Consider the following 18,461-nt stretch of genomic DNA (forward strand, 5'->3'; position numbering starts at 1 on the left):
CCTGCTCAAGTGCGACGGGGCGATCGCCCCGGTCAGGAAGTTACCCGGGCCCGGCGGGGTACGTCACACCGCGGCTGCGGCGGGACGGATGTTGTGGTTCAGGTGGAAGACGTTGCCGGGGTCGTACCGTGCCTTGACGGCGGCCAGCCGGGCGTAGTTCTCCTCGCCCACCCCGGCGACGACGCGATCCTGCCCCTCGCGCCCGATGAAGTTGAGGTAGACCGCACCGTTCGCCCAGGGGCGGACGCCCGCGCGCACGTCACGCACCCACTGCTTCCCCTGCTCGTCGTCCGCCGCGCTCTCCCAGATCCCGAACGGGTGCACGCCCCACGGGGACGAGCGCCAGGGGACCGGATAGTCGGCGCCCTCCCGCGCCACCGCGCCGCCCATCGGGAACAGCACATGCTGAGAGCCGGAGGGAACCGGCATCGCGCCCGCGGTGGAGCAGAAGACGGACACGGCCTCGTCGGGGAAGCTGTCCAGGTACTCGGCGGACCAGTAGTTCCGCATGCCGGGCGGATCGTCCAGCATGCACTGGAGCTCCGCGTAGGGGAGTTCGGCCACGAGCTCCGACTCATGGCCGAGCGCGAGCAGCGGGGCCGCCGCCTCGCGAAGCTCCGCCTCCGTCCCGGCGAAGGTGAACACGATGGCGCAGACCAGCGTGCCCACCAGCTGTTCGGGCACGAACTCCTCGGGCGGGGCGGTGAGGTACAGGCAGCCGCCACCCGCTTCGTCCGGCGCGGACTCCATCAGATCCCGGTACACACGGACGGCCCCGGGGCCGTCCTCGGGCCGGAAGAGAATCAGCGCCATGCTCATCGCGGGCAGGTCGTGCAGCCGCAGGGTGAGCGAGGTGACCACGCCGAAGTTTCCCCCGCCGCCGTGCAGCGCCCAGAAGAGCTCCGGGTTCTCGTCGGGCGTGGCGCGGACGCTGCCCCCGTCCGCGGTGACCAGATCGGCGGCCAGCAGATTGTCGCAGGCCAGCCCGAACTTGCGTTCCAGCCAGCCGGATCCGCCGCCCAGCGTGAAGCCGCCGACCCCGGTGGTGGAGACCCGGCCGCCGGTGGTCGCCAAGGCGTACGGCTGGGCCGCCCGGTCCAGATCGCTCATGGTGGCCCCGCCGCCGACGCGGGCCGAACGGGTCTCCCGGTCGACACCCACACTGTTCATGCGGCGCAGATCCACCACCAGGCCGCCATCGCTCAGGGCCATGCCCGCGACGCTGTGACCGCCTCCGCGCACGGCGACCTCCAGGCCGTGCTCCCGCGCGAAACGCAGCGCCCGTGCCACATCGGCCTCGGAGTCACACTGCGCCACCACCGACGGCCTGCGGTCGATCATGCTGTTGAAGACGGCGCGGGCCTCGTCGTAACCCGGATCCCCGGGCACATGCACGGCGCCGGTGAGATCGGTGCGCAGGCCGCTCAGAGCGGCGTCGGGCAAGGTGCTGCGGGGCGTCATGATGCCCCCTTCGCAGGGAGTGACAGGACCCTTCCATCGTAGGCCCGGCCCCGGAGATCGGCCGTTCCACCGGGTCCTGTCACACCGCCCGCATACGTCTGCGGGCGCGCCCCTCAGCCGACGTACGCCCCGCTGGCCGTCAGCCGCAGCGCCGTGTCGATCAGCGGCACATGGCTGAACGCCTGCGGGAAGTTCCCCACCTGGCGCTGCAGCCGCGCGTCCCACTCCTCGGCCAGCAGCCCCAGGTCGTTGCGCAGGGACAGCAGCCTCTCGAAGAGCTGGCGGGCCTCGTCGACCCGGCCGATCATCGCGAGGTCGTCAGCCAGCCAGAACGAGCAGGCGAGGAACGCACCCTCGTCGCCCTCCAGACCGTCCACGCCCGCGTGCTCACCGGCGGTGGGGTAGCGCAGGACGAAGCCGTCCTCCGTGGACAGCTCCCGCTGGATCGCCTCGATCGTGCCGATGACCCGCTTGTCGTCGGGCGGCAGGAAGCCCATCTGCGGAATCAGCAGCAGGGACGCGTCCAGCTCCTTCGACCCGTAGGACTGGGTGAAGGTGTTGCGTTCCTTGTCGTAGCCCCGTTCGCAGACATCGCGGTGGATGTCCTCGCGCAGCTGGAGCCACCGCTCCAGCGGCCCGTCCGTGTCCCCGGACTCGATCAGCTTGATGGTGCGGTCGACCGCGACCCAGGCCATCACCTTGGAGTGCACGAAGTGCCGGCGGGGGCCGCGCACCTCCCAGATGCCCTCGTCGGGCTCCTCCCAGTGCTTCTCCAGATAGCTGATCAGCTTGAGCTGGAGCCCCATCGCGTAGTCGTTGCGGGTCAGGCCCGTCATGTGCGCCAGGTGCAGCGCCTCGGTGACCTCTCCGTACACATCGAGCTGGAGCTGGTTCGCCGCACCGTTCCCGACCCGCACCGGCCCGGAGTTCTCGTAGCCGGGAAGCCAGTCCAGCTCCGCCTCGCCGAGCTCCCGCTCACCCGCGATGCCGTACATGATCTGCAGGTTCTCCGGGTCGCCCGCGACGGCCCGCAGCAGCCACTCGCGCCAGGCGCGGGCCTCCTCGCGGTAGCCGGTGCGCAGCAGCGAGGACAGCGTGATCGCCGCGTCCCGCAGCCAGGTGTAGCGGTAGTCCCAGTTCCGAACGCCCCCGATCTCCTCGGGCAGAGAGGTGGTCGGAGCCGCCACGATGCCGCCGGTGGGCGCGTACGTGAGGGCCTTGAGGGTGATCAGGGAGCGGACCACGGCTTCCCGGTAGGGCCCGTGGTACGTGCACTGGTCGACCCATTCGCGCCAGAAGTTCTCGGTCGCCTCGAGGGAACCCTCGGGGTCCGGCAGGCTGGGCGGCTCGTGGTGCGAGGGCTGCCAGCTGATCGTGAACGCGATCCGGTCGCCGGGGGCGACGGTGAAATCGGAGTACGTCGTCAGGTTCTGGCCGTACGTCTCCGCCTGCGTGTCCAGCCAGACCGAGTCGGGGCCCGCCACGGCGACCGTCCGGCCGTCGACCTTGTGCACCCAGGGGGTGACCCGCCCGTAGCTGAAACGCATCCGCAGTTCCGAGCGCACCTGCACCCGGCCGCTGACGCCCTCCACGATCCGGATGAGCTGAGGGGCGCCGTCACGCGGCGGCATGAAATCGGTCACGCGGACCGTGCCGCGCGGGGTGTCCCACTCCGATTCCAGGACGAGCGAGTCCCCGCGATACCGGCGGCGGTCCGCGGCGAGGGGTTCTGCCCCTTCCGCGCGTGCGGGTCCCAGACGCCAGAAGCCGTGTTCCTCGGTACCGAGGAGCCCGGCGAAAACTGCGTGCGAGTCGAAGCGGGGGAGGCACAGCCAGTCTGCTGTGCCGTCCCGGCAGACCAGGGCAGCGGTCTGCATGTCTCCGATGAGTGCGTAATCCTCGATGCGCCCGGCCACGTGCGTCTCCAGTCGAACGGCCAATTCGCCCCGTGGGGCGCTTACTGCTGGTCAAGGGGTCGTTGTAATAGAACCGACGAGCTCTTGCACGGGTGAGCGGGCTGGGGTGGAGCCGCTGGCCGGCCAACTCGGCAGCGAGTGGTCCGAGCAGGATACGACGCACCAGGAAGATCCGCGCGACGCTGTCCAAAAGTTCTCCGCGGCCCGTCCGTGGCGAACGGGTGGGACGTGAGGGGCGTGCGGTGATTCTGTGACTCCAGTGTGAGAGGTGTGGCCGGAAGCAGCCTCCTCCGGTCGCTGTTACCCTGGTAGCCCGTGGACCGGTGGTCGTCCCGACAGTGGACGAGGCCCCCGAACCGCAGCGACGGCGCCTCCGGAATTCTCCGGACGGCACGCCGGTACGCACCTCACGATCGCGACCACGGGAGCCCCCTTTGGCTATGCAGCCCACATCCACGACGACCAAGCACATCTTCGTCACCGGGGGTGTCGCCTCCTCCCTCGGCAAGGGTCTGACTGCCTCCAGCCTGGGTGCCCTGCTCAAGGCACGTGGCCTGCGGGTCACCATGCAGAAGCTCGACCCCTACCTCAACGTCGACCCCGGCACGATGAACCCCTTCCAGCACGGTGAGGTGTTCGTCACCAACGACGGCGCCGAGACCGACCTGGACATCGGCCACTACGAGCGCTTCCTCGACGTCGACCTCGACGGATCGGCCAACGTCACCACCGGCCAGGTCTACTCGCAGGTCATCGCCAAGGAGCGGCGCGGCGAGTACCTCGGCGACACCGTCCAGGTCATCCCGCACATCACCAACGAGATCAAGCACCGCATCCGCCGCATGGCCACCGCGGACGTCGACGTCGTCATCACCGAGGTCGGCGGCACGGTCGGCGACATCGAGTCGCTGCCGTTCCTGGAGACCGTCCGCCAGGTCCGCCACGAGGTCGGCCGCGACAACGTCTTCGTCGTGCACATCTCGCTGCTGCCCTACATCGGCCCGTCCGGTGAGCTCAAGACCAAGCCGACCCAGCACTCGGTGGCCGCCCTGCGCAACATCGGTATCCAGCCGGACGCCATCGTGCTGCGCGCCGACCGCGACGTACCGCTCTCCATCAAGCGCAAGATCTCGCTGATGTGCGACGTCGACGAGGCCGCCGTGGTGGCCTGTCCGGACGCCAAGTCGATCTACGACATCCCGAAGGTGCTGCACTCCGAGGGCCTCGACGCCTACGTCGTGCGCAAGCTCGACCTGCCCTTCCGCGACGTCGACTGGACCACGTGGGGCGATCTGCTGGACCGCGTCCACAACCCCGACCACGAGGTCACCGTCGCCCTGGTCGGCAAGTACATCGACCTGCCCGACGCCTACCTCTCGGTCACCGAGGCCATCCGGGCCGGCGGCTTCGCGAACAAGGCCCGCGTCAAGGTCAAGTGGGTCGCCTCCGACGACTGCAAGACACCGGCCGGCGCGCAGAAGCAGCTCGCCGACGTCGACGCCATCTGCATCCCCGGCGGCTTCGGCGAGCGCGGTGTGGTCGGCAAGGTCGGCGCCATCCAGTACGCCCGCGAGAACAAGGTGCCGCTGCTGGGCCTCTGCCTCGGCCTCCAGTGCATCGTGATCGAGGCCGCGCGCAACCTCGCCGGAATCCCCGACGCCAACTCCACCGAGTTCGACGCCGCCACGGGCCACCCCGTCATCTCGACGATGGAGGAGCAGCTCGCCTACGTCGAGGGCGCCGGCGACCTCGGCGGCACCATGCGGCTCGGCCTGTACCCGGCGAAGCTCGCCGAGGGCTCCGTGGTCCGTGAGGCGTACGACGGCCAGCCGTACGTGGAGGAGCGCCACCGCCACCGCTACGAGGTCAACAACGCCTACCGCACGGAGCTCGAGAAGAAGGCCGGCCTGGTCTTCTCCGGCACCTCCCCGGACAACAAGCTCGTCGAGTACGTCGAGTACCCGCGCGAGGCGCACCCCTACCTGGTCGCCACCCAGGCGCACCCGGAGCTGCGTTCCCGCCCGACCCGCCCGCACCCGCTCTTCGCCGGTCTGGTGAAGGCGGCCGTGGAACGCCAGGCCGCAGCGCGGGGGACCGGCGCCAAGGGCTGAGGCGATACGGTTGACCGGGGTACGGATCCTTCGTGGATGCGTGCCCCGGTTTCTGTTTTTCGTGGGAGGACGTACATGGGTTTCCAGGACACGCCCGAGGAGTGGCAGGTCACCGCGACGGTGACCCCCTTCACCGGTAACAAGACCAGCGTCCGCACCGACGACGTGGTGATGCCCGACGGCACCGTCGCGCGCCGCGACTACCAGGTCCACCCCGGATCCGTCGCCGTCCTCGCACTCGACGAGTCCGGCCGCGTCCTGATCCTGCGGCAGTACCGGCACCCGGTGCGCCACAAGCTGTGGGAGATCCCCGCCGGGCTCCTCGACATCCCCGGCGAGAACCCGCTGCACGCGGCGCAGCGGGAGCTGTACGAGGAGGCGCACGTCAAGGCCGAGGACTGGCGGGTGCTGACCGACGTCTACACCACGCCCGGCGGATGCGACGAAGCCGTACGCATCTTCCTCGCCCGGAACCTCTCCGAGGCCGAGGGCGAGCGTTTCGAGGTCTCCGAGGAGGAGGCCGACATGGAGCAGGCCCGGGTGCCGCTGCAGGAGCTCGTGCAGGGGGTGCTCGCGGGGGACCTGCACAACAACTGCCTCGTGGTGGGCGTCCTCTCGCTCACCGCGGTGCTCGCGGGCGACGGGGTGGACTCGCTGCGCCCGGCCGAGGCGCCGTGGCCCGCCCGGCCGTTCGAGGTCTGAACCGTCCCCGCCAGGTCCGAGCCGGCCTCAGAGGTCCGGGGCCGGTCCGGGACCGGCCGGTCCGGGCCCGGCGATCCGCCGTCGAGGTCCGAATCAGCATCCGATCGTAGGAAACGCTGATCCGATCGGGGGACGTGTCCGCCGCGCTCGGCCGTGATCGTCCGCACCACTGAACTACGCTCAAAAGGCCCCGACCGGAGTTCCGGCCGGGCAACCGCGTGCAGTGAAGTGGAGCGTGGCTCGTGACCGATCAGGCGGTGGACACCAGCGGTCCGGCCGGTGCGGCGGGAACGGCGGGGGCCGAGCAGCCGTCCGATGCCACGCCACCCCACTTCTTCGGCCGTGAACGGGAGTTGAAAGCCCTTCAGGCGGACATCGAGCGAGCGGGACTGGACACACTCGCCGGCCGGAAGGCCGCACGCGCCAGGGTCCTGCTGATCGCCGGACGGCCCGGATCCGGACGCACCGCCCTCGCCGCCGAGCTCGCCCGCCGGCTCGCGGAACCCGGCGACTACCCCGACGGGGTGTTCCGGGTCCCGCTCACCGATCCCGGAGGCGAACGCGTCCCCGTCGAGCGCACCGCACGCGACCTCCTGGACCTGCTCGCCATTGCCGCCCCGCCCGGCGCGGACGAGGACGAACTCTCCGAGATGGTCCGCGAGGCGTTCGCCGTACGCCGCGCCCTGATCGTGCTCGACGACGCCGTGGACGCCGAACAGGTCGACCCGCTGCTGCCGGACAACCCGGACTGCCTGGTCGTCGCCACCTCCACCGGCCCGCTCACCGGCATCCCGGGCGTCCGGCCGTGCACCATCGGGGGCATGGACGCAGGCTCCGCCGTACAGCTCCTCGCCCGCACCATCGGCCAGGTCCGCATCACCGTGGATCCGCGCACCGCCGAGACCCTGACGGAGGAGTGCGCGGGACAGCCCGCAGCCCTGACGCTGGTCGCCGGCTGGCTCGCGGCCCGCCCGGGCGCGTCGGTCGCCGACGTCACCAAGCAGCTGCACGACCTGCCGGGCGACGCCGAACAGCCCACCGGCGCCCGCCCGCTGGCCCGTGCCTTCCGGCTGGTCCACGAGTCGCTGCCGCAGACCGCCGCCCGGATACTGCGACTGCTCGCGCTCGCCCCCGCCGGACTGGCCGACGCCCACACCGCCTCCGCACTGGCAGGGTGTTCCGTCTCGGCCGCCCAGACCACCCTGGACGACTTCGTCCGGCTCGGTCTCCTGCGGACGAACGGCGCGGTCCTGCCCCAGTACGAGATCCCCGGCTGCCTCGCACCGCTGCTGCGCGCCCTGTTGGAGGAACTGGACCGGCCGGCCGAGATCCAGCTGGCACGGGCCAGGATGCTGGAGCGGACCGTACGTCAGCTCCAGTCCTGCCGGGCCGTCACCGATCCGGAGGGTTCCCCGGCCCGCCGCAAGCTCGCCGGGCTGCCCCGCTCGCTGCGCTTCCCCAACCCGGAGGCCGCCGCCGAGTGGCTGCGGATCCGCCGGCCCGCCCTGCTGGCCTCCGCCCGGATCGCGGTCGAGGACGGGGAGCTGGACACCCTCGCCCGCAGGCTGGTCGCCGCACTCGTCCGGGCGCTCGCCGTGCACCGGGGCACCGAGGACGCCGCGCCCGACCTGTACGGGCTGCACGGTCTGGTCCTGGACGTGGCCGAGCGCCGCGACCTCCCCCGGGAGAAGGCCGCGGCCCTGCTCAACCTCGCCGACCTGGACGCCGGAACCGGCCGTACCCGGGCGGCGCTGACCCGGTACCGGGCCGCGCTGGACGCCGGACGCGCGGCGAACGACCTGTACGCGACCGGCCGCGCCATGGAATCCGTGGGCGGCGCCTACGCGGAGCTCGGGGACTTCAACCGTGCCTCCGACTGGTACGGCCGGGCCCTCGCGCAGCGGCTCACTCAGGGCGAGCCGGCCGACGAGGCGCGGCTGTACGGGCGGCTCGGGGCCGTCCACACGTACGCCGGGCGCTACGGCGAGGCCCTGCGCAACTGGCGGGCCGCGGCCGCGGGCCACCGCAGGCTCGGTGACCTGCCCGCCCAGGCACGGGCGCTCAGTGAGGCCGCGCGGGTCCAGGAGTACGCGGGAAGGCCGCAGGAGTCCCTGCACACCTGCCACGAGGCGGTCGACCTGGCGCGACGGGCGGGTGACGTACGGCTGCAGGCGGCGCTGGAGCTCAGGCTGGCGGACACGCTGGACCGGCTCGGTGACCCCGCAGCGGCCAGGCTGCACCGGGGCGCAGCCGACAGATTACTGACGGAGGAAGGGTCAGCCTACGAAATCCGTAGTGCTTCGACGGAAACTTAATGCTTTGTAAGGCTGGACAGCGAGAAGTCCTTCATTAATGATGGCTCTGCCGCGCATCACTGCGGTGTCTCCATTTATGCTTGATTCATGCGGGTACCTCCCGTCATGTCCGAGCCATCCTCCGAGCCCAAGGACCGTGATCGACGTGAAGGTCGGCATCCCCCGCGAAGTCAAGAACAACGAGTTCCGGGTGGCGATCACCCCCGCCGGAGTGCATGAGCTCGTCCGTCACGGCCACCAGGTGCTCGTCGAGCAGCACGCCGGCGAGGGCTCCTCCATCCCGGACGAGGAGTACGTCGCCGCCGGGGCGCAGATCCTGTCCACCGCCGACGAGGTCTGGGCCGCCGCCGACCTGCTGCTCAAGGTCAAGGAGCCGGTCGCCGAGGAGTACCACCGCCTCCGCAAGGGCCAGACCCTCTTCACGTACCTGCACCTCGCCGCCTCCCGCGAGTGCACGGACGCGCTGCTGGAGTCGGGCACGACCGCGATCGCCTACGAGACGGTCGAGACCGCGACCCGCGCGCTGCCGCTGCTCGCCCCCATGTCCGAGGTCGCGGGCCGTCTCGCCCCGCAGGTCGGCGCGTACCACCTGATGCGCTCGGTCGGCGGCCGCGGTGTGCTCCCCGGCGGCGTCCCCGGTACGGGCTCGGCCAGGGCCGTCGTCATCGGCGGCGGCGTCTCCGGCTGGAACGCCACGCAGATCGCCGTCGGTCTCGGCTTCCACGTCACGCTGCTCGACCGGGACATCAACAAGCTCCGCGAGGCCGACAAGATCTTCGGCACCAAGGTGCGGACGGTCGTCTCCAACGCCCTCGAGCTCGAGAAGGCCGTCATCGAGGCCGACCTCGTCGTGGGCGCCGTGCTCATCCCCGGCGCGAAGGCCCCGAAGCTCGTCACCAACGAGCTGGTCGCCAAGATGAAGCCCGGAAGTGTCCTTGTCGACATTGCAATCGACCAGGGCGGCTGCTTCGAGGACTCGCATCCGACGACGCACGCCGAGCCGACCTTCATGGTTCACAACTCGGTCTTCTACTGCGTCGCGAACATGCCGGGCGCCGTGCCGAACACGTCCACCTACGCGCTCACGAACGCCACGCTGCCGTACATCCTGGAGCTCGCGAACCGCGGCTGGGCCGACGCGCTGCGCCGTGACGCCGCACTCGCCAAGGGTCTCAACACCCATGACGGACAGGTGGTTTACCGCGAGGTGGCCGAGGCGCACGGCCTTGACCACGTCGAACTGAGCGCGCTTCTCGGCTGAGCGGTCAACGCCGTTCGTCAACCTCATGAGTCCGGCCGGACCTTGCCCAGCAAGGTCCGGCCGGACTCATGCCGGGGCCCTTCGCGGGCCCCGTTCAACTCGCCGGAGACGTAACCCTCTACCCGTTTTGCACCCCCGTGAATGATGCGCTCCGCTCCCCGTGCACTCTTGACAGAGGGGTGTTCGATTGCCGACACATCGGGCCGGGTCCGGCGGATTGTGTTGCTGCGAACCGGTGACACGCCATAGAGTCGCCAATCGTCGGCATGGTGCCACGCTGACCTATCGATAAGTTTCCTGGTCACATCCAAGGAGGTAAGACGACTTGTGAATGAGTCGACAATTACTCCCGGGGGTGGTCAACCAGGGATGCCTGCACGGGGTCTGAGCCCGATCGGGCTCGAAGCTGTCGGCTCCGTCGCTGTCCGCACCTTCGCCACCCACCAGCACATGACGACAGCCCCCCAGATGATGGACGGCCTACACGTGAACGCCATGGCCGGCAACGAAAGTGGCCGAGACACAGCCCACTTCGCCGACTTCGCCGAGGTGCCCGAGGGGCACTTCTACGACCCCGATGCCGAGTACGAGCCCGATCCGGAGTACGCGGCCACCCTCGCGCCCGACGCCGCTCGCCAGCGCCGCGAGCGGATCGGCCCGACCGGCCGGCCGCTGCCGTACTTCCCGATTCCCGGTCCGCTGACCGATCACGGCCCCGCGAAGATCATCGCGATGTGCAACCAGAAGGGTGGTGTCGGCAAGACCACGTCGACCATCAACCTCGGTGCCGCACTCGCGGAGTACGGACGACGCGTCCTGCTCGTCGACTTCGACCCGCAGGGTGCCCTGTCGGTCGGACTCGGGGTCAACCCGATGGAGCTCGACCTCACGGTCTACAACCTGCTCATGGAGCGGGGCATGGCGGCTGACGAGGTCCTGCTGAAGACCGCCGTACCCAACATGGACCTGCTCCCGAGCAACATCGACCTCTCGGCCGCCGAAGTGCAGCTGGTGAGCGAGGTGGCGAGGGAGTCGACGCTGCAGCGTGCCCTCAAGCCGCTGATGGCCGACTACGACTACATCGTGATCGACTGTCAGCCCTCGCTCGGCCTGCTCACCGTGAACGCCCTGACGGCGGCTCACAAGGTGATAGTCCCGCTCGAGTGCGAGTTCTTCGCGCTGCGCGGGGTGGCGCTGCTCACCGAGACCATCGAGAAGGTCCAGGAGCGGCTCAACCCGGAGCTCGAGCTCGACGGCATCCTCGCCACGATGTACGACTCCCGTACGGTGCACAGCCGTGAGGTGCTCGCGCGCGTGGTCGAGGCCTTCGACGAGCACGTCTACCACACCGTCATCGGGCGCACGGTGCGCTTCCCGGAGACCACGGTCGCCGGTGAGCCCATCACCACGTACGCCTCCAACTCGGTCGGTGCAGCCGCCTATCGCCAGCTCGCCAGGGAGGTGCTCGCCCGGTGTCACGCCGAGTGAGTCTGCCGGGGGCCGACGAGCTGTTCCGCACCACCGGGGGAATGGGCCTTCAGGCCTCGTCCCCCGCCGACCGGCGACGCAAGGCGAACGGCGAGGCACGCGTGCCCGCGCCGGCCGGGGAGAGCGACACCTCGGCAGCCGCGGACACGGCCGGGCAGAGCGGCGCCGGGGGAGCGGGCGGCACGTCCGCCGCCCCGTCCCGGGAGGAGCACTCCGCGGCGGACTCCGACGGGGGCGGCTCCCGCAGCCGCGCCGACGGGGGCGAACGGGCCGGGAACGGGTCGGCTGCGGGCAGGCCCGGCGGTAACGCACCGCAGGAGGCTCCTCCTGCCGTCCAGCAGCAGCGCGGTCGCGGCGCCGGCCGCGGCGCGAACCGCAGGCCGAGCGGTCGTGAGCGCCACGACGAGAAGATCACCGTCTACGTGTCGGCCGAGGAACTGATGGACCTCGAGCACGCACGCCTCGTGCTGCGCGGTGAGCACGGGCTGGCGGTCGACCGCGGGCGCATCGTCCGTGAGGCGGTCGCGGTGGTGCTCGCCGACCTGGAGTCGCGGGGCGACGCGAGCATCCTCGTACGAAGGCTGCGGGGCCGCTGACCGGTGCGGCGCCGGTAGCCTGCCGGGGAGCGGGCCGCCCCACGGGCGGCCCGGCCCGTGTGCACGGGCCAGCGCCCGTCCGTCCCTCCGCCGCACCCCTGGACCGCAATGCCGACTGCCGACGACTCCGCCCGCCCGCCCCGCCGTGCTCTCGGCCGCGGACCGGGTGTCCGGCCCGCGGACCCGCCGGCCGCACCCGCCGGGCCGGTGGACGCGCCGGAGGCACCCGCGGGGCCGGCAGGCGCGCCGCAGGAGGCCGGAGAGGCCCCGGGAGCCCCGGAGGAGGGTCCGGGCGCCTGTGACCCCCGTGAGGGCGCCACAGGCGTGCCGCAGCCCCCCGAGGCGCAGGCTCCGGATCAAGGGGCGCCCGACGGGGATCCGGCTCCCGGGACAGCCGACGACAAGCGGTTCACCGTGCGGCTGGTCAATTTCGAGGGCCCCTTCGACCTTCTGCTCCAGCTGATCTCCAAGCACAAGCTCGATGTGACCGAGGTCGCGCTGTCCAAGGTCACCGACGAGTTCATGGGACACATCCGGGCCATGGGCCCGGACTGGGATCTCGACCAGACCACCGAATTCCTCGTCGTCGCCGCGACCCTGCTCGATCTGAAGGCCGCCCGGCTGCTTCCCACCGCCGAGGTGGAGGACGAGGCGGACCTCGCGCTCCTGGAGGCGCGGGACCTGCTCTTCGCACGGCTCCTGCAGTACCGGGCGTACAAGCGGATCGCCGAGATCTTCAGTGAGCGGCTGGAGTCCGAGTCCCGCCGCTACCCCCGTACCGTCGGGCTCGAACCCCACCACGCGGCGCTGCTGCCCGAGGTCGTCATCAGCATCGGCCCGGACGGCTTCGCCAGGCTGGCGGTGAAGGCGATGCAGCCGAAGCCCAAGCCGCAGGTGTACGTCGACCACATCCACGCACCGCTGGTCAGCGTGCGTGAACAGGGGGAGATCGTGGTGGCGCGGCTGCGCGCGGAGGGCGAGCTCAGCTTCCGGACGCTCACGGAGGACGCACCGGACACCCTCACCGTCGTCGCCCGGTTCCTGGCGCTCCTGGAGCTCTACCGGGAGAAGGCGGTCGTCCTGGACCAGGAGGAGGCGCTCGGTGATCTCATCGTGCGCTGGGCGGGCGGGGAAGGGGCCGAGGCCCTTGTGACGGACGAGTTCGACCAAGAGGCGCACGAGGTACAGGAGGGCGAACGGGAATGAGCGCAGAAGACGACGGGCGCAGCGGTACAGTCGCCGGGCTCGACCTCAAGCCCGCGCTGGAGGCGGTCCTCATGGTCGTCGACGAGCCCGCCACCGAGGAACACCTCGCCAAGGTGCTCCAGCGCCCCCGCCGGGCCGTCGCGGACGCCCTGCGGGAGCTGGCGGACGAGTACACCGTCCAGCGCCGCGGCTTCGACCTGCGGCTCGTCGCGGGAGGCTGGCGCTTCTACACCCGCCCGGAGTACGCGGAGGCGGTCGAGGGCTTCGTCCTGGACGGACAGCACGCCCGGCTCACGCAGGCGGCCCTGGAGACGCTCGCGGTGGTCGCCTACCGCCAGCCGGTGAGCCGGTCGAGGGTCTCGGCGGTGCGCGGAGTCAACTGCGACGGCGTCATGCGGACCCTCCTCCAGAGGGGTCTGGTCGAGGAGGCGGGCGCGGAACCCGAAACAGGTGCGATCCTGTACAGGACGACGAACTACTTTCTGGAGCGCATGGGCCTGCGAGGCCTGGACGAGCTCCCGGAGCTCGCGCCCTTCCTCCCGGAGGCGGACGCGATCGAGGCTGAGACGCTAGAGGGTGTGCCGTCGTTCGATCCGGACGCACCGGACACCCCGGAAACTCACGCAGACGACAAGACGGAATTTTGATGCGAAGCAGTGGCAGCAGCAACGGAAGCGGCAGCGGCAAGAGCGGCGGCAACCGGAATCCCCGGGGCGGCTCGGGCGGCTCCTTCCGGCCCAAGGCCGGGGGACCGAAGGCCGACGGCGGGCGTGACGGCGCGCGCGACGACAAGCAGGAGCAGCGCCCCCGCCGGCCCCGCCCCGAGGAGCGCCGCTACGACGTGGGCTCCGACAAGCCGGGCGGCGACGGTGGCGCCCGCAAGGGCCGCGGCGCGGCGGCCCGCGGCGGGGCCAAGGGCGGCCCCAAGGCCGCACAGAACGTGACCAAGGGCGGACGCCGCGTGGGCGCTCCGTCCCGCCCCCGCGAGCTCGACGCCAAGATCGAGCAGCGCAACCGTGACAGGTACGCGGACAAGCCCGCCGTCAAGACGCCCAAGACGCACCCGGGCGCCGAGCAGGAGGGCGAGCGGCTGCAGAAGATCCTCGCCCGCGCCGGCATGGGCTCGCGCCGGGCGTGCGAAGAGCTCATCGAGCAGGCCAGGGTCGAGGTCAACGGCGAGATCGTCCTCGAGCAGGGCAGGCGTGTCGACCCGCAGAAGGACGAGATCAAGGTCGACGGCCTGACCGTCGCGACCCAGACGCACCTGTTCTTCGCGCTGAACAAGCCCGCAGGTGTGGTCTCCACGATGGGGGACCCGGACGGCCGCCAGAACCTCGGCGACTACGTCAACAACCGCGAGACGCGACTGTTCCACGTCGGCCGGCTCGACACCGAGACCGAGGGCATCATCCTGCTCACCAACCACGGTGAGCTGGCCCACCGCCTCACGCACCCCGGGTACGGGGTGAAGAAGATCTACCTGGCCGCCATCCAGGGCCCGCTCCCGCGCGACCTCGGCAAGCGGCTCAAGGATGGCATCCAGCTGGAGGACGGGTACGCCCGCGCCGACCACTTCCGGGTCGTCGAGAACACCGGCAAGAACTACCTGGTCGAGGTGACCCTCCACGAGGGCCGCAAGCACATCGTCCGCCGGATGCTGGCCGAGGCCGGCTTCCCGGTCGAGCGGCTCGTGCGCACGTCCTTCGGGCCGATCCCGCTGGGCGACCAGAAGTCCGGCTGGCTGCGCCGCCTGACCAACACCGAGGTCGGCATGCTGATGCGCGAGGTCGGTCTGTAACCCGCGCCCCGCACCGAACGGCCCGCGGCCGGTTCCTGGTTCGTTCTCGAACAGGAATCGGCCGCGGGCCTTTTGCTGCCGCCGTTTCTTCTTTATAGTCAGAGTGACTATAAAGAAGAGAGAAGGCACGGCGTGACACTCGCGGAGATACTCGACCCCCTGCAGCAGCCCCTGTTCACGGTCCTGGACACCCCGGTCAGCTGGACCGAGGTGCTCGGTTTCGGCAGCGGGGCGCTGTGCGTGTGGCTCGTTGCCCGCCAGCACCTCGCCAACTGGCCGATCGGCATCGCCAACAACCTGTTCTTCATCCTGCTGTTCGCCCAGTCCGGTCTGTACGCCGACGCCGGCCTGCAGATCGTCTTCATCGCCCTCGCCGCGTACGGCTGGTGGACCTGGACCCACGGGGGTGGACCAGGTGCGACCGTCCTGCCGGTGCGCGGAACCACGCGCACCGAATGGGCCTGGCTGCTCGCGGCGGGGGCGATGGGGACCCTCGGGCTCACCCTGCTGCTGTCCCGGGCCACGGACTCCACCGTGCCGTTCTGGGACGCCCTGACGACCTCGCTGTCCCTCATGGCGACGTACGGGCAGTGCCGCAAGCGGGTCGAGTCCTGGTGGCTGTGGATCGCCGCCGACGTGGTCTACATCCCGCTGTACGCGTACAAGGAGCTCTACCTCACCTCCCTGCTGTACGCAGGCTTCCTCACGCTCTGCCTCATCGGGCTGCGCAACTGGAGCCGCGACCTCGTCGCAGCCCCGGGCCGGGAGCGGGTGCCCGCATGAAGAGCTACGGACACGGTCTGGTCCTCGGCAAGTTCTACCCGCCGCACGCCGGCCACCACCACCTCGTCCGCACCGCCCAGGACCGCTGCGAGCGGCTCACCGTCCTGGTCTGCGCGGCCTCCGTCGAATCGGTGCCCCTGGCCGACCGGGTCGCCTGGATGCGCGAAGTGCACCCGGACGTACGGGTGGTGGGTGCCGTCGACGACACCCCCATGGACCTGAACGACCCGCTGATCTGGGACGCGCACATGGCCGTGTTCACCGGGGCCGTACCCGAACAGGTCGACGCCGTCTTCACCTCGGAGTCGTACGGGGACGAACTCGCCCGCCGCTTCGGCGCCCGGTCCGTCCTCGTCGACCCCGGCCGCACCGTCTTCCCCGTCTCCGGCACCGCGGTCCGCGCGGACCCGGCCGGCAGCTGGGACTTTCTCGAACCCCCCGTACGGGCCGCGCTCACCCGCCGGATCGTCGTCCTGGGCGCCGAGTCCACCGGAACCACGACCCTGGCCCGCGCGCTGACCGAGCACTACCGCCAGCGCGGCGGCACATGGGCGCACACCCAGTACGTCGCCGAGTACGGACGGGAGTTCAGCGAACGGAAGCTGGCCGACCTGCGCAGCCGATGGCCCGGCGCGCAGTGGGAGGACGTCACCTTCACCACGGACGACTTCCCCCTCATCGCCGAGACCCAGAACGCCCGCGAGGAGGCTGCCGCCCGGATCGGCTCCCCGGTGCTCTTCTGCGACACGGACTCCTTCGCCACCACCGTCTGGCACGAGAGGTACATCGGCGGCCGCAACCCGCTCGTGGAGAAGACCGCCGACCGGATCGCCCACCACCTCTGGCTGCTCACCGATCATGAGGGCGTCGCCTTCGAGGACGACGGACTGCGCGACGGCGAGGAGCTGCGGCCCTGGATGACGGACCGCTTCCGCGCCGAACTCACCCGTACGGGACGCAAGTTCATCGAGGTCACGGGGTCGCACCGGACACGGCTGGACACGGCGGTCGCCGCCGTCGACGAACTCCTCTCCTCCGGCCCCTACTTCACCGAACCCCTCCCGGAGAAGCGATGAGCACCGTCCCCGAGGGATACGACCCCCATGCCTTCGCGCCCTTCGCCGTCACCGTCGACCTCGCGGTCTTCACCGTCCGGGAAAGCAGGCTCCACGTGCTGCTCGTGGAACGGGGCGAGGACCCCTACAAGGGCCACTGGGCGCTGCCCGGCGGATTCGTGCTGCCCCGCGAATCCGCCGAGGAGGCGGCACGCCGCGAACTCGCCGAGGAGACCGGCCTCACCCAGAACACCGTGAGCGCCTTCCACCTGGAACAGCTGCGCACCTACAGCGATCCGGACCGCGACCCCAGGATGCGGGTCGTCTCCGTCGCCTACGCCGCTCTCGTGCCCGACCTGCCCGAACCGCGCGGCGGCGGGGACGCGGCGCGGGCGCAGTGGTGGGACACCGGCGGAACCGGGCCGCTCGCCTTCGACCACGACGGCATCCTGGCCGACGCGCACGACCGGATCGGCGCCAAGCTCGAGTACTCCTGTCTGGCGACGGCCTTCTGCCCGGCCGAGTTCACGCTCGGGGACCTCCAGCAGGTCTACGAGACCGTCTGGGGCGTCGAGCTCGACCGGCCAAATTTCCGGCGCAAGGTCCTGACCACGCCCGGCTTCGTCGAGGCCGTCGACGGACCGCCGCGCCGCACCGGCGGACGGGGGAAACCGGCCGCTCTGTACCGGGCGGGTGCCGCCACCGCCCTGCACCCTCCACTCCTGCGCCCGGAAGGACGGACATCATGATCCCGACAAGGATTCTCACCAAACAGGCGGCCTCGGGCGCGCTGACCGGGCTCGCGCTCGGTGACGCGCTGGGCTTCCCGACCGAGTTCAACAACGTGCCGTCCATCCTCGCCAAGTGCGGGCCGTGGCGGCAGATGCGGCTCCCGAAGCCGGCGATCGTCAGCGACGACACCCAGATGACACTCGCCCTGGGGCGCGGCATACGCACCGCCATGGACCGCGGACTGCTCACCCCGCTGCGGCTGGTGCGCCCCGTCCGGGAGGAGTTCGTCGACTGGTACCACTCCCCGGACAACAACCGCGCCCCCGGCCGCACCTGCATGACGGCCTGCCGCATGCTCGACAGCGAACGGCCCTGGCAGGAGGCCAGCCAGACAGGCTCCAAGGGCTGCGGCGCCAACATGCGGGTCGCACCCGTCGGGCTCGTACCCGGCCTCAGCGAGGAGCAGCGCTCCGGCGCGGCCCAGCTCCAGGCCGCCCTCACCCACGGCCACCCCACGGCCCTGGCCGCCTCCGACCTGATGGCCCGCGCGGTGTTCCTGCTGGCGCAGGGGGCCGAACCCATGGGCCTGGTAGGACAGTTGCGCAGCTACGCGTTCGAGAGCAGGGGCCGCTACCTGGAGCGCTGGCTCGGCGACCTCTGGCGGTACGCGGGCGACGCCTCGCCGGAGGAGTACATCGGCCGAGGCTGGGACGAGTGCCTGACCGCCCTGGCCAAGGTCCAGGACGCGCTGCGTCACCCCTCCCCGGAGACCGACCCGTGCGAGGCGACCGGCGACGGCTGGATCGCCGAGGAAGCCCTCGCCACGGCCCTGCACTGCTTCCTGCTCTTCCCGGAGGAACCGGCCACCGCACTGCGCAGGGCCGCCTGCACCCGGGGCGACTCCGACTCGCTGGGCTGCCTGACGGGAGCGCTGGCCGGGGCGCATCTGGGGGCGGCGGCCTGGCCCAAGGAGTGGTCGGAACGCATCGAGTACCGGAGCGACCTGCTGTCGCTCGGTGCGCTCTGGGACTCTTGAT

General features: G+C 70.9%; 15 protein-coding genes. 13 read left to right on the top strand and 2 right to left on the bottom strand.

What is annotated here, in order from left to right:
• Window positions 1-63: 63 nt before the first annotated feature.
• Window positions 64-1,461 (bottom strand): FAD-binding oxidoreductase, encoded by a 1,398-nt coding sequence (locus OG257_RS29825; protein WP_329212570.1) that lies wholly within the window; start codon window positions 1,459-1,461, stop codon window positions 64-66.
• Between the two features lie 113 nt (window positions 1,462-1,574).
• A complete protein-coding gene (locus tag OG257_RS29830; protein WP_329212572.1) occupies window positions 1,575-3,377 on the bottom strand; it encodes a glycoside hydrolase family 15 protein in 1,803 nt (600 codons plus the stop codon).
• Between the two features lie 440 nt (window positions 3,378-3,817).
• Between OG257_RS29830 and OG257_RS29835 the strand changes: the two genes are divergently transcribed.
• The 13 genes from OG257_RS29835 to OG257_RS29895 all read left to right on the top strand — a co-directional run bounded on the left by OG257_RS29835 (window position 3,818) and on the right by OG257_RS29895 (window position 18,460).
• Complete coding sequence (locus OG257_RS29835; protein ID WP_329212574.1) at window positions 3,818-5,488, top strand: CTP synthase; 1,671 nt, start codon at window positions 3,818-3,820, stop codon at window positions 5,486-5,488.
• 75 nt (window positions 5,489-5,563) lie between these two features.
• Complete coding sequence (locus tag OG257_RS29840; protein WP_329212576.1) at window positions 5,564-6,190, top strand: NUDIX hydrolase; 627 nt, start codon at window positions 5,564-5,566, stop codon at window positions 6,188-6,190.
• Window positions 6,191-6,432: 242 nt separating this feature from the next.
• The gene (locus tag OG257_RS29845; RefSeq protein WP_329212578.1) at window positions 6,433-8,505 is read left to right on the top strand and encodes a tetratricopeptide repeat protein; all 2,073 of its coding nucleotides are present in this window, start codon (window positions 6,433-6,435) and stop codon (window positions 8,503-8,505) included.
• 145 nt (window positions 8,506-8,650) lie between these two features.
• The gene (gene ald, locus OG257_RS29850; protein ID WP_329215414.1) at window positions 8,651-9,766 is read left to right on the top strand and encodes an alanine dehydrogenase; all 1,116 of its coding nucleotides are present in this window, start codon (window positions 8,651-8,653) and stop codon (window positions 9,764-9,766) included.
• Window positions 9,767-10,135: 369 nt separating this feature from the next.
• On the top strand, window positions 10,136-11,254 hold the full coding sequence (locus tag OG257_RS29855) for a ParA family protein (protein ID WP_329212580.1): 1,119 nt from the start codon (window positions 10,136-10,138) through the stop codon (window positions 11,252-11,254).
• A complete protein-coding gene (locus OG257_RS29860) occupies window positions 11,251-11,850 on the top strand; it encodes a hypothetical protein (RefSeq protein ID WP_329215416.1) in 600 nt (199 codons plus the stop codon). The genes OG257_RS29855 and OG257_RS29860 overlap by 4 nt, the downstream gene beginning before the upstream one ends.
• Before the next feature lie 108 nt (window positions 11,851-11,958).
• Window positions 11,959-13,056 (top strand): segregation and condensation protein A, encoded by a 1,098-nt coding sequence (locus OG257_RS29865; protein ID WP_329212582.1) that lies wholly within the window; start codon window positions 11,959-11,961, stop codon window positions 13,054-13,056.
• The gene (gene scpB / locus OG257_RS29870) at window positions 13,053-13,703 is read left to right on the top strand and encodes an SMC-Scp complex subunit ScpB (protein WP_329212584.1); all 651 of its coding nucleotides are present in this window, start codon (window positions 13,053-13,055) and stop codon (window positions 13,701-13,703) included. The genes OG257_RS29865 and scpB overlap by 4 nt, the downstream gene beginning before the upstream one ends.
• Window positions 13,703-14,854 carry a pseudouridine synthase gene (locus OG257_RS29875; protein WP_329212585.1) on the top strand — a complete coding sequence of 384 codons (1,152 nt, stop codon included), beginning with the start codon at window positions 13,703-13,705 and terminating at the stop codon, window positions 14,852-14,854. The genes scpB and OG257_RS29875 overlap by 1 nt, the downstream gene beginning before the upstream one ends.
• Window positions 14,855-14,986: 132 nt before the next feature.
• Window positions 14,987-15,637, top strand: a complete 651-nt coding sequence (pnuC, locus tag OG257_RS29880) for a nicotinamide riboside transporter PnuC (RefSeq protein WP_329212587.1) — start codon at window positions 14,987-14,989, stop codon at window positions 15,635-15,637.
• A complete protein-coding gene (locus OG257_RS29885; RefSeq protein ID WP_329212589.1) occupies window positions 15,634-16,713 on the top strand; it encodes an AAA family ATPase in 1,080 nt (359 codons plus the stop codon). The genes pnuC and OG257_RS29885 overlap by 4 nt, the downstream gene beginning before the upstream one ends.
• Window positions 16,710-17,441 (top strand): NUDIX hydrolase, encoded by a 732-nt coding sequence (locus tag OG257_RS29890; protein WP_329212591.1) that lies wholly within the window; start codon window positions 16,710-16,712, stop codon window positions 17,439-17,441. The genes OG257_RS29885 and OG257_RS29890 overlap by 4 nt, the downstream gene beginning before the upstream one ends.
• Complete coding sequence (locus tag OG257_RS29895) at window positions 17,438-18,460, top strand: ADP-ribosylglycohydrolase family protein (protein WP_329212592.1); 1,023 nt, start codon at window positions 17,438-17,440, stop codon at window positions 18,458-18,460. Before OG257_RS29890 ends, OG257_RS29895 begins: the two co-directional genes overlap by 4 nt.
• The last annotated feature ends 1 nt before the right edge of the window (window position 18,461 follow it).

It is taken from the genome of Streptomyces sp. NBC_00683 (assembly GCF_036226745.1).
Lineage (GTDB): Bacteria > Actinomycetota > Actinomycetes > Streptomycetales > Streptomycetaceae > Streptomyces.

Coding starts and splice junctions, on each gene's coding strand:
- OG257_RS29835 (WP_329212574.1), top strand. CDS start 3,818: ATGCAGCCCACATCCACGACGACCAAGCACATCTTCGTCACCGGGGGT.
- OG257_RS29855 (WP_329212580.1), top strand. CDS start 10,136: ATGCCTGCACGGGGTCTGAGCCCGATCGGGCTCGAAGCTGTCGGCTCC.
- OG257_RS29890 (WP_329212591.1), top strand. CDS start 16,710: ATGAGCACCGTCCCCGAGGGATACGACCCCCATGCCTTCGCGCCCTTC.
- OG257_RS29885 (WP_329212589.1), top strand. CDS start 15,634: ATGAAGAGCTACGGACACGGTCTGGTCCTCGGCAAGTTCTACCCGCCG.
- OG257_RS29825 (WP_329212570.1), bottom strand. CDS start 1,461: ATGACGCCCCGCAGCACCTTGCCCGACGCCGCTCTGAGCGGCCTGCGC.
- OG257_RS29865 (WP_329212582.1), top strand. CDS start 11,959: ATGCCGACTGCCGACGACTCCGCCCGCCCGCCCCGCCGTGCTCTCGGC.
- OG257_RS29895 (WP_329212592.1), top strand. CDS start 17,438: ATGATCCCGACAAGGATTCTCACCAAACAGGCGGCCTCGGGCGCGCTG.
- OG257_RS29840 (WP_329212576.1), top strand. CDS start 5,564: ATGGGTTTCCAGGACACGCCCGAGGAGTGGCAGGTCACCGCGACGGTG.
- scpB (WP_329212584.1), top strand. CDS start 13,053: ATGAGCGCAGAAGACGACGGGCGCAGCGGTACAGTCGCCGGGCTCGAC.
- OG257_RS29875 (WP_329212585.1), top strand. CDS start 13,703: ATGCGAAGCAGTGGCAGCAGCAACGGAAGCGGCAGCGGCAAGAGCGGC.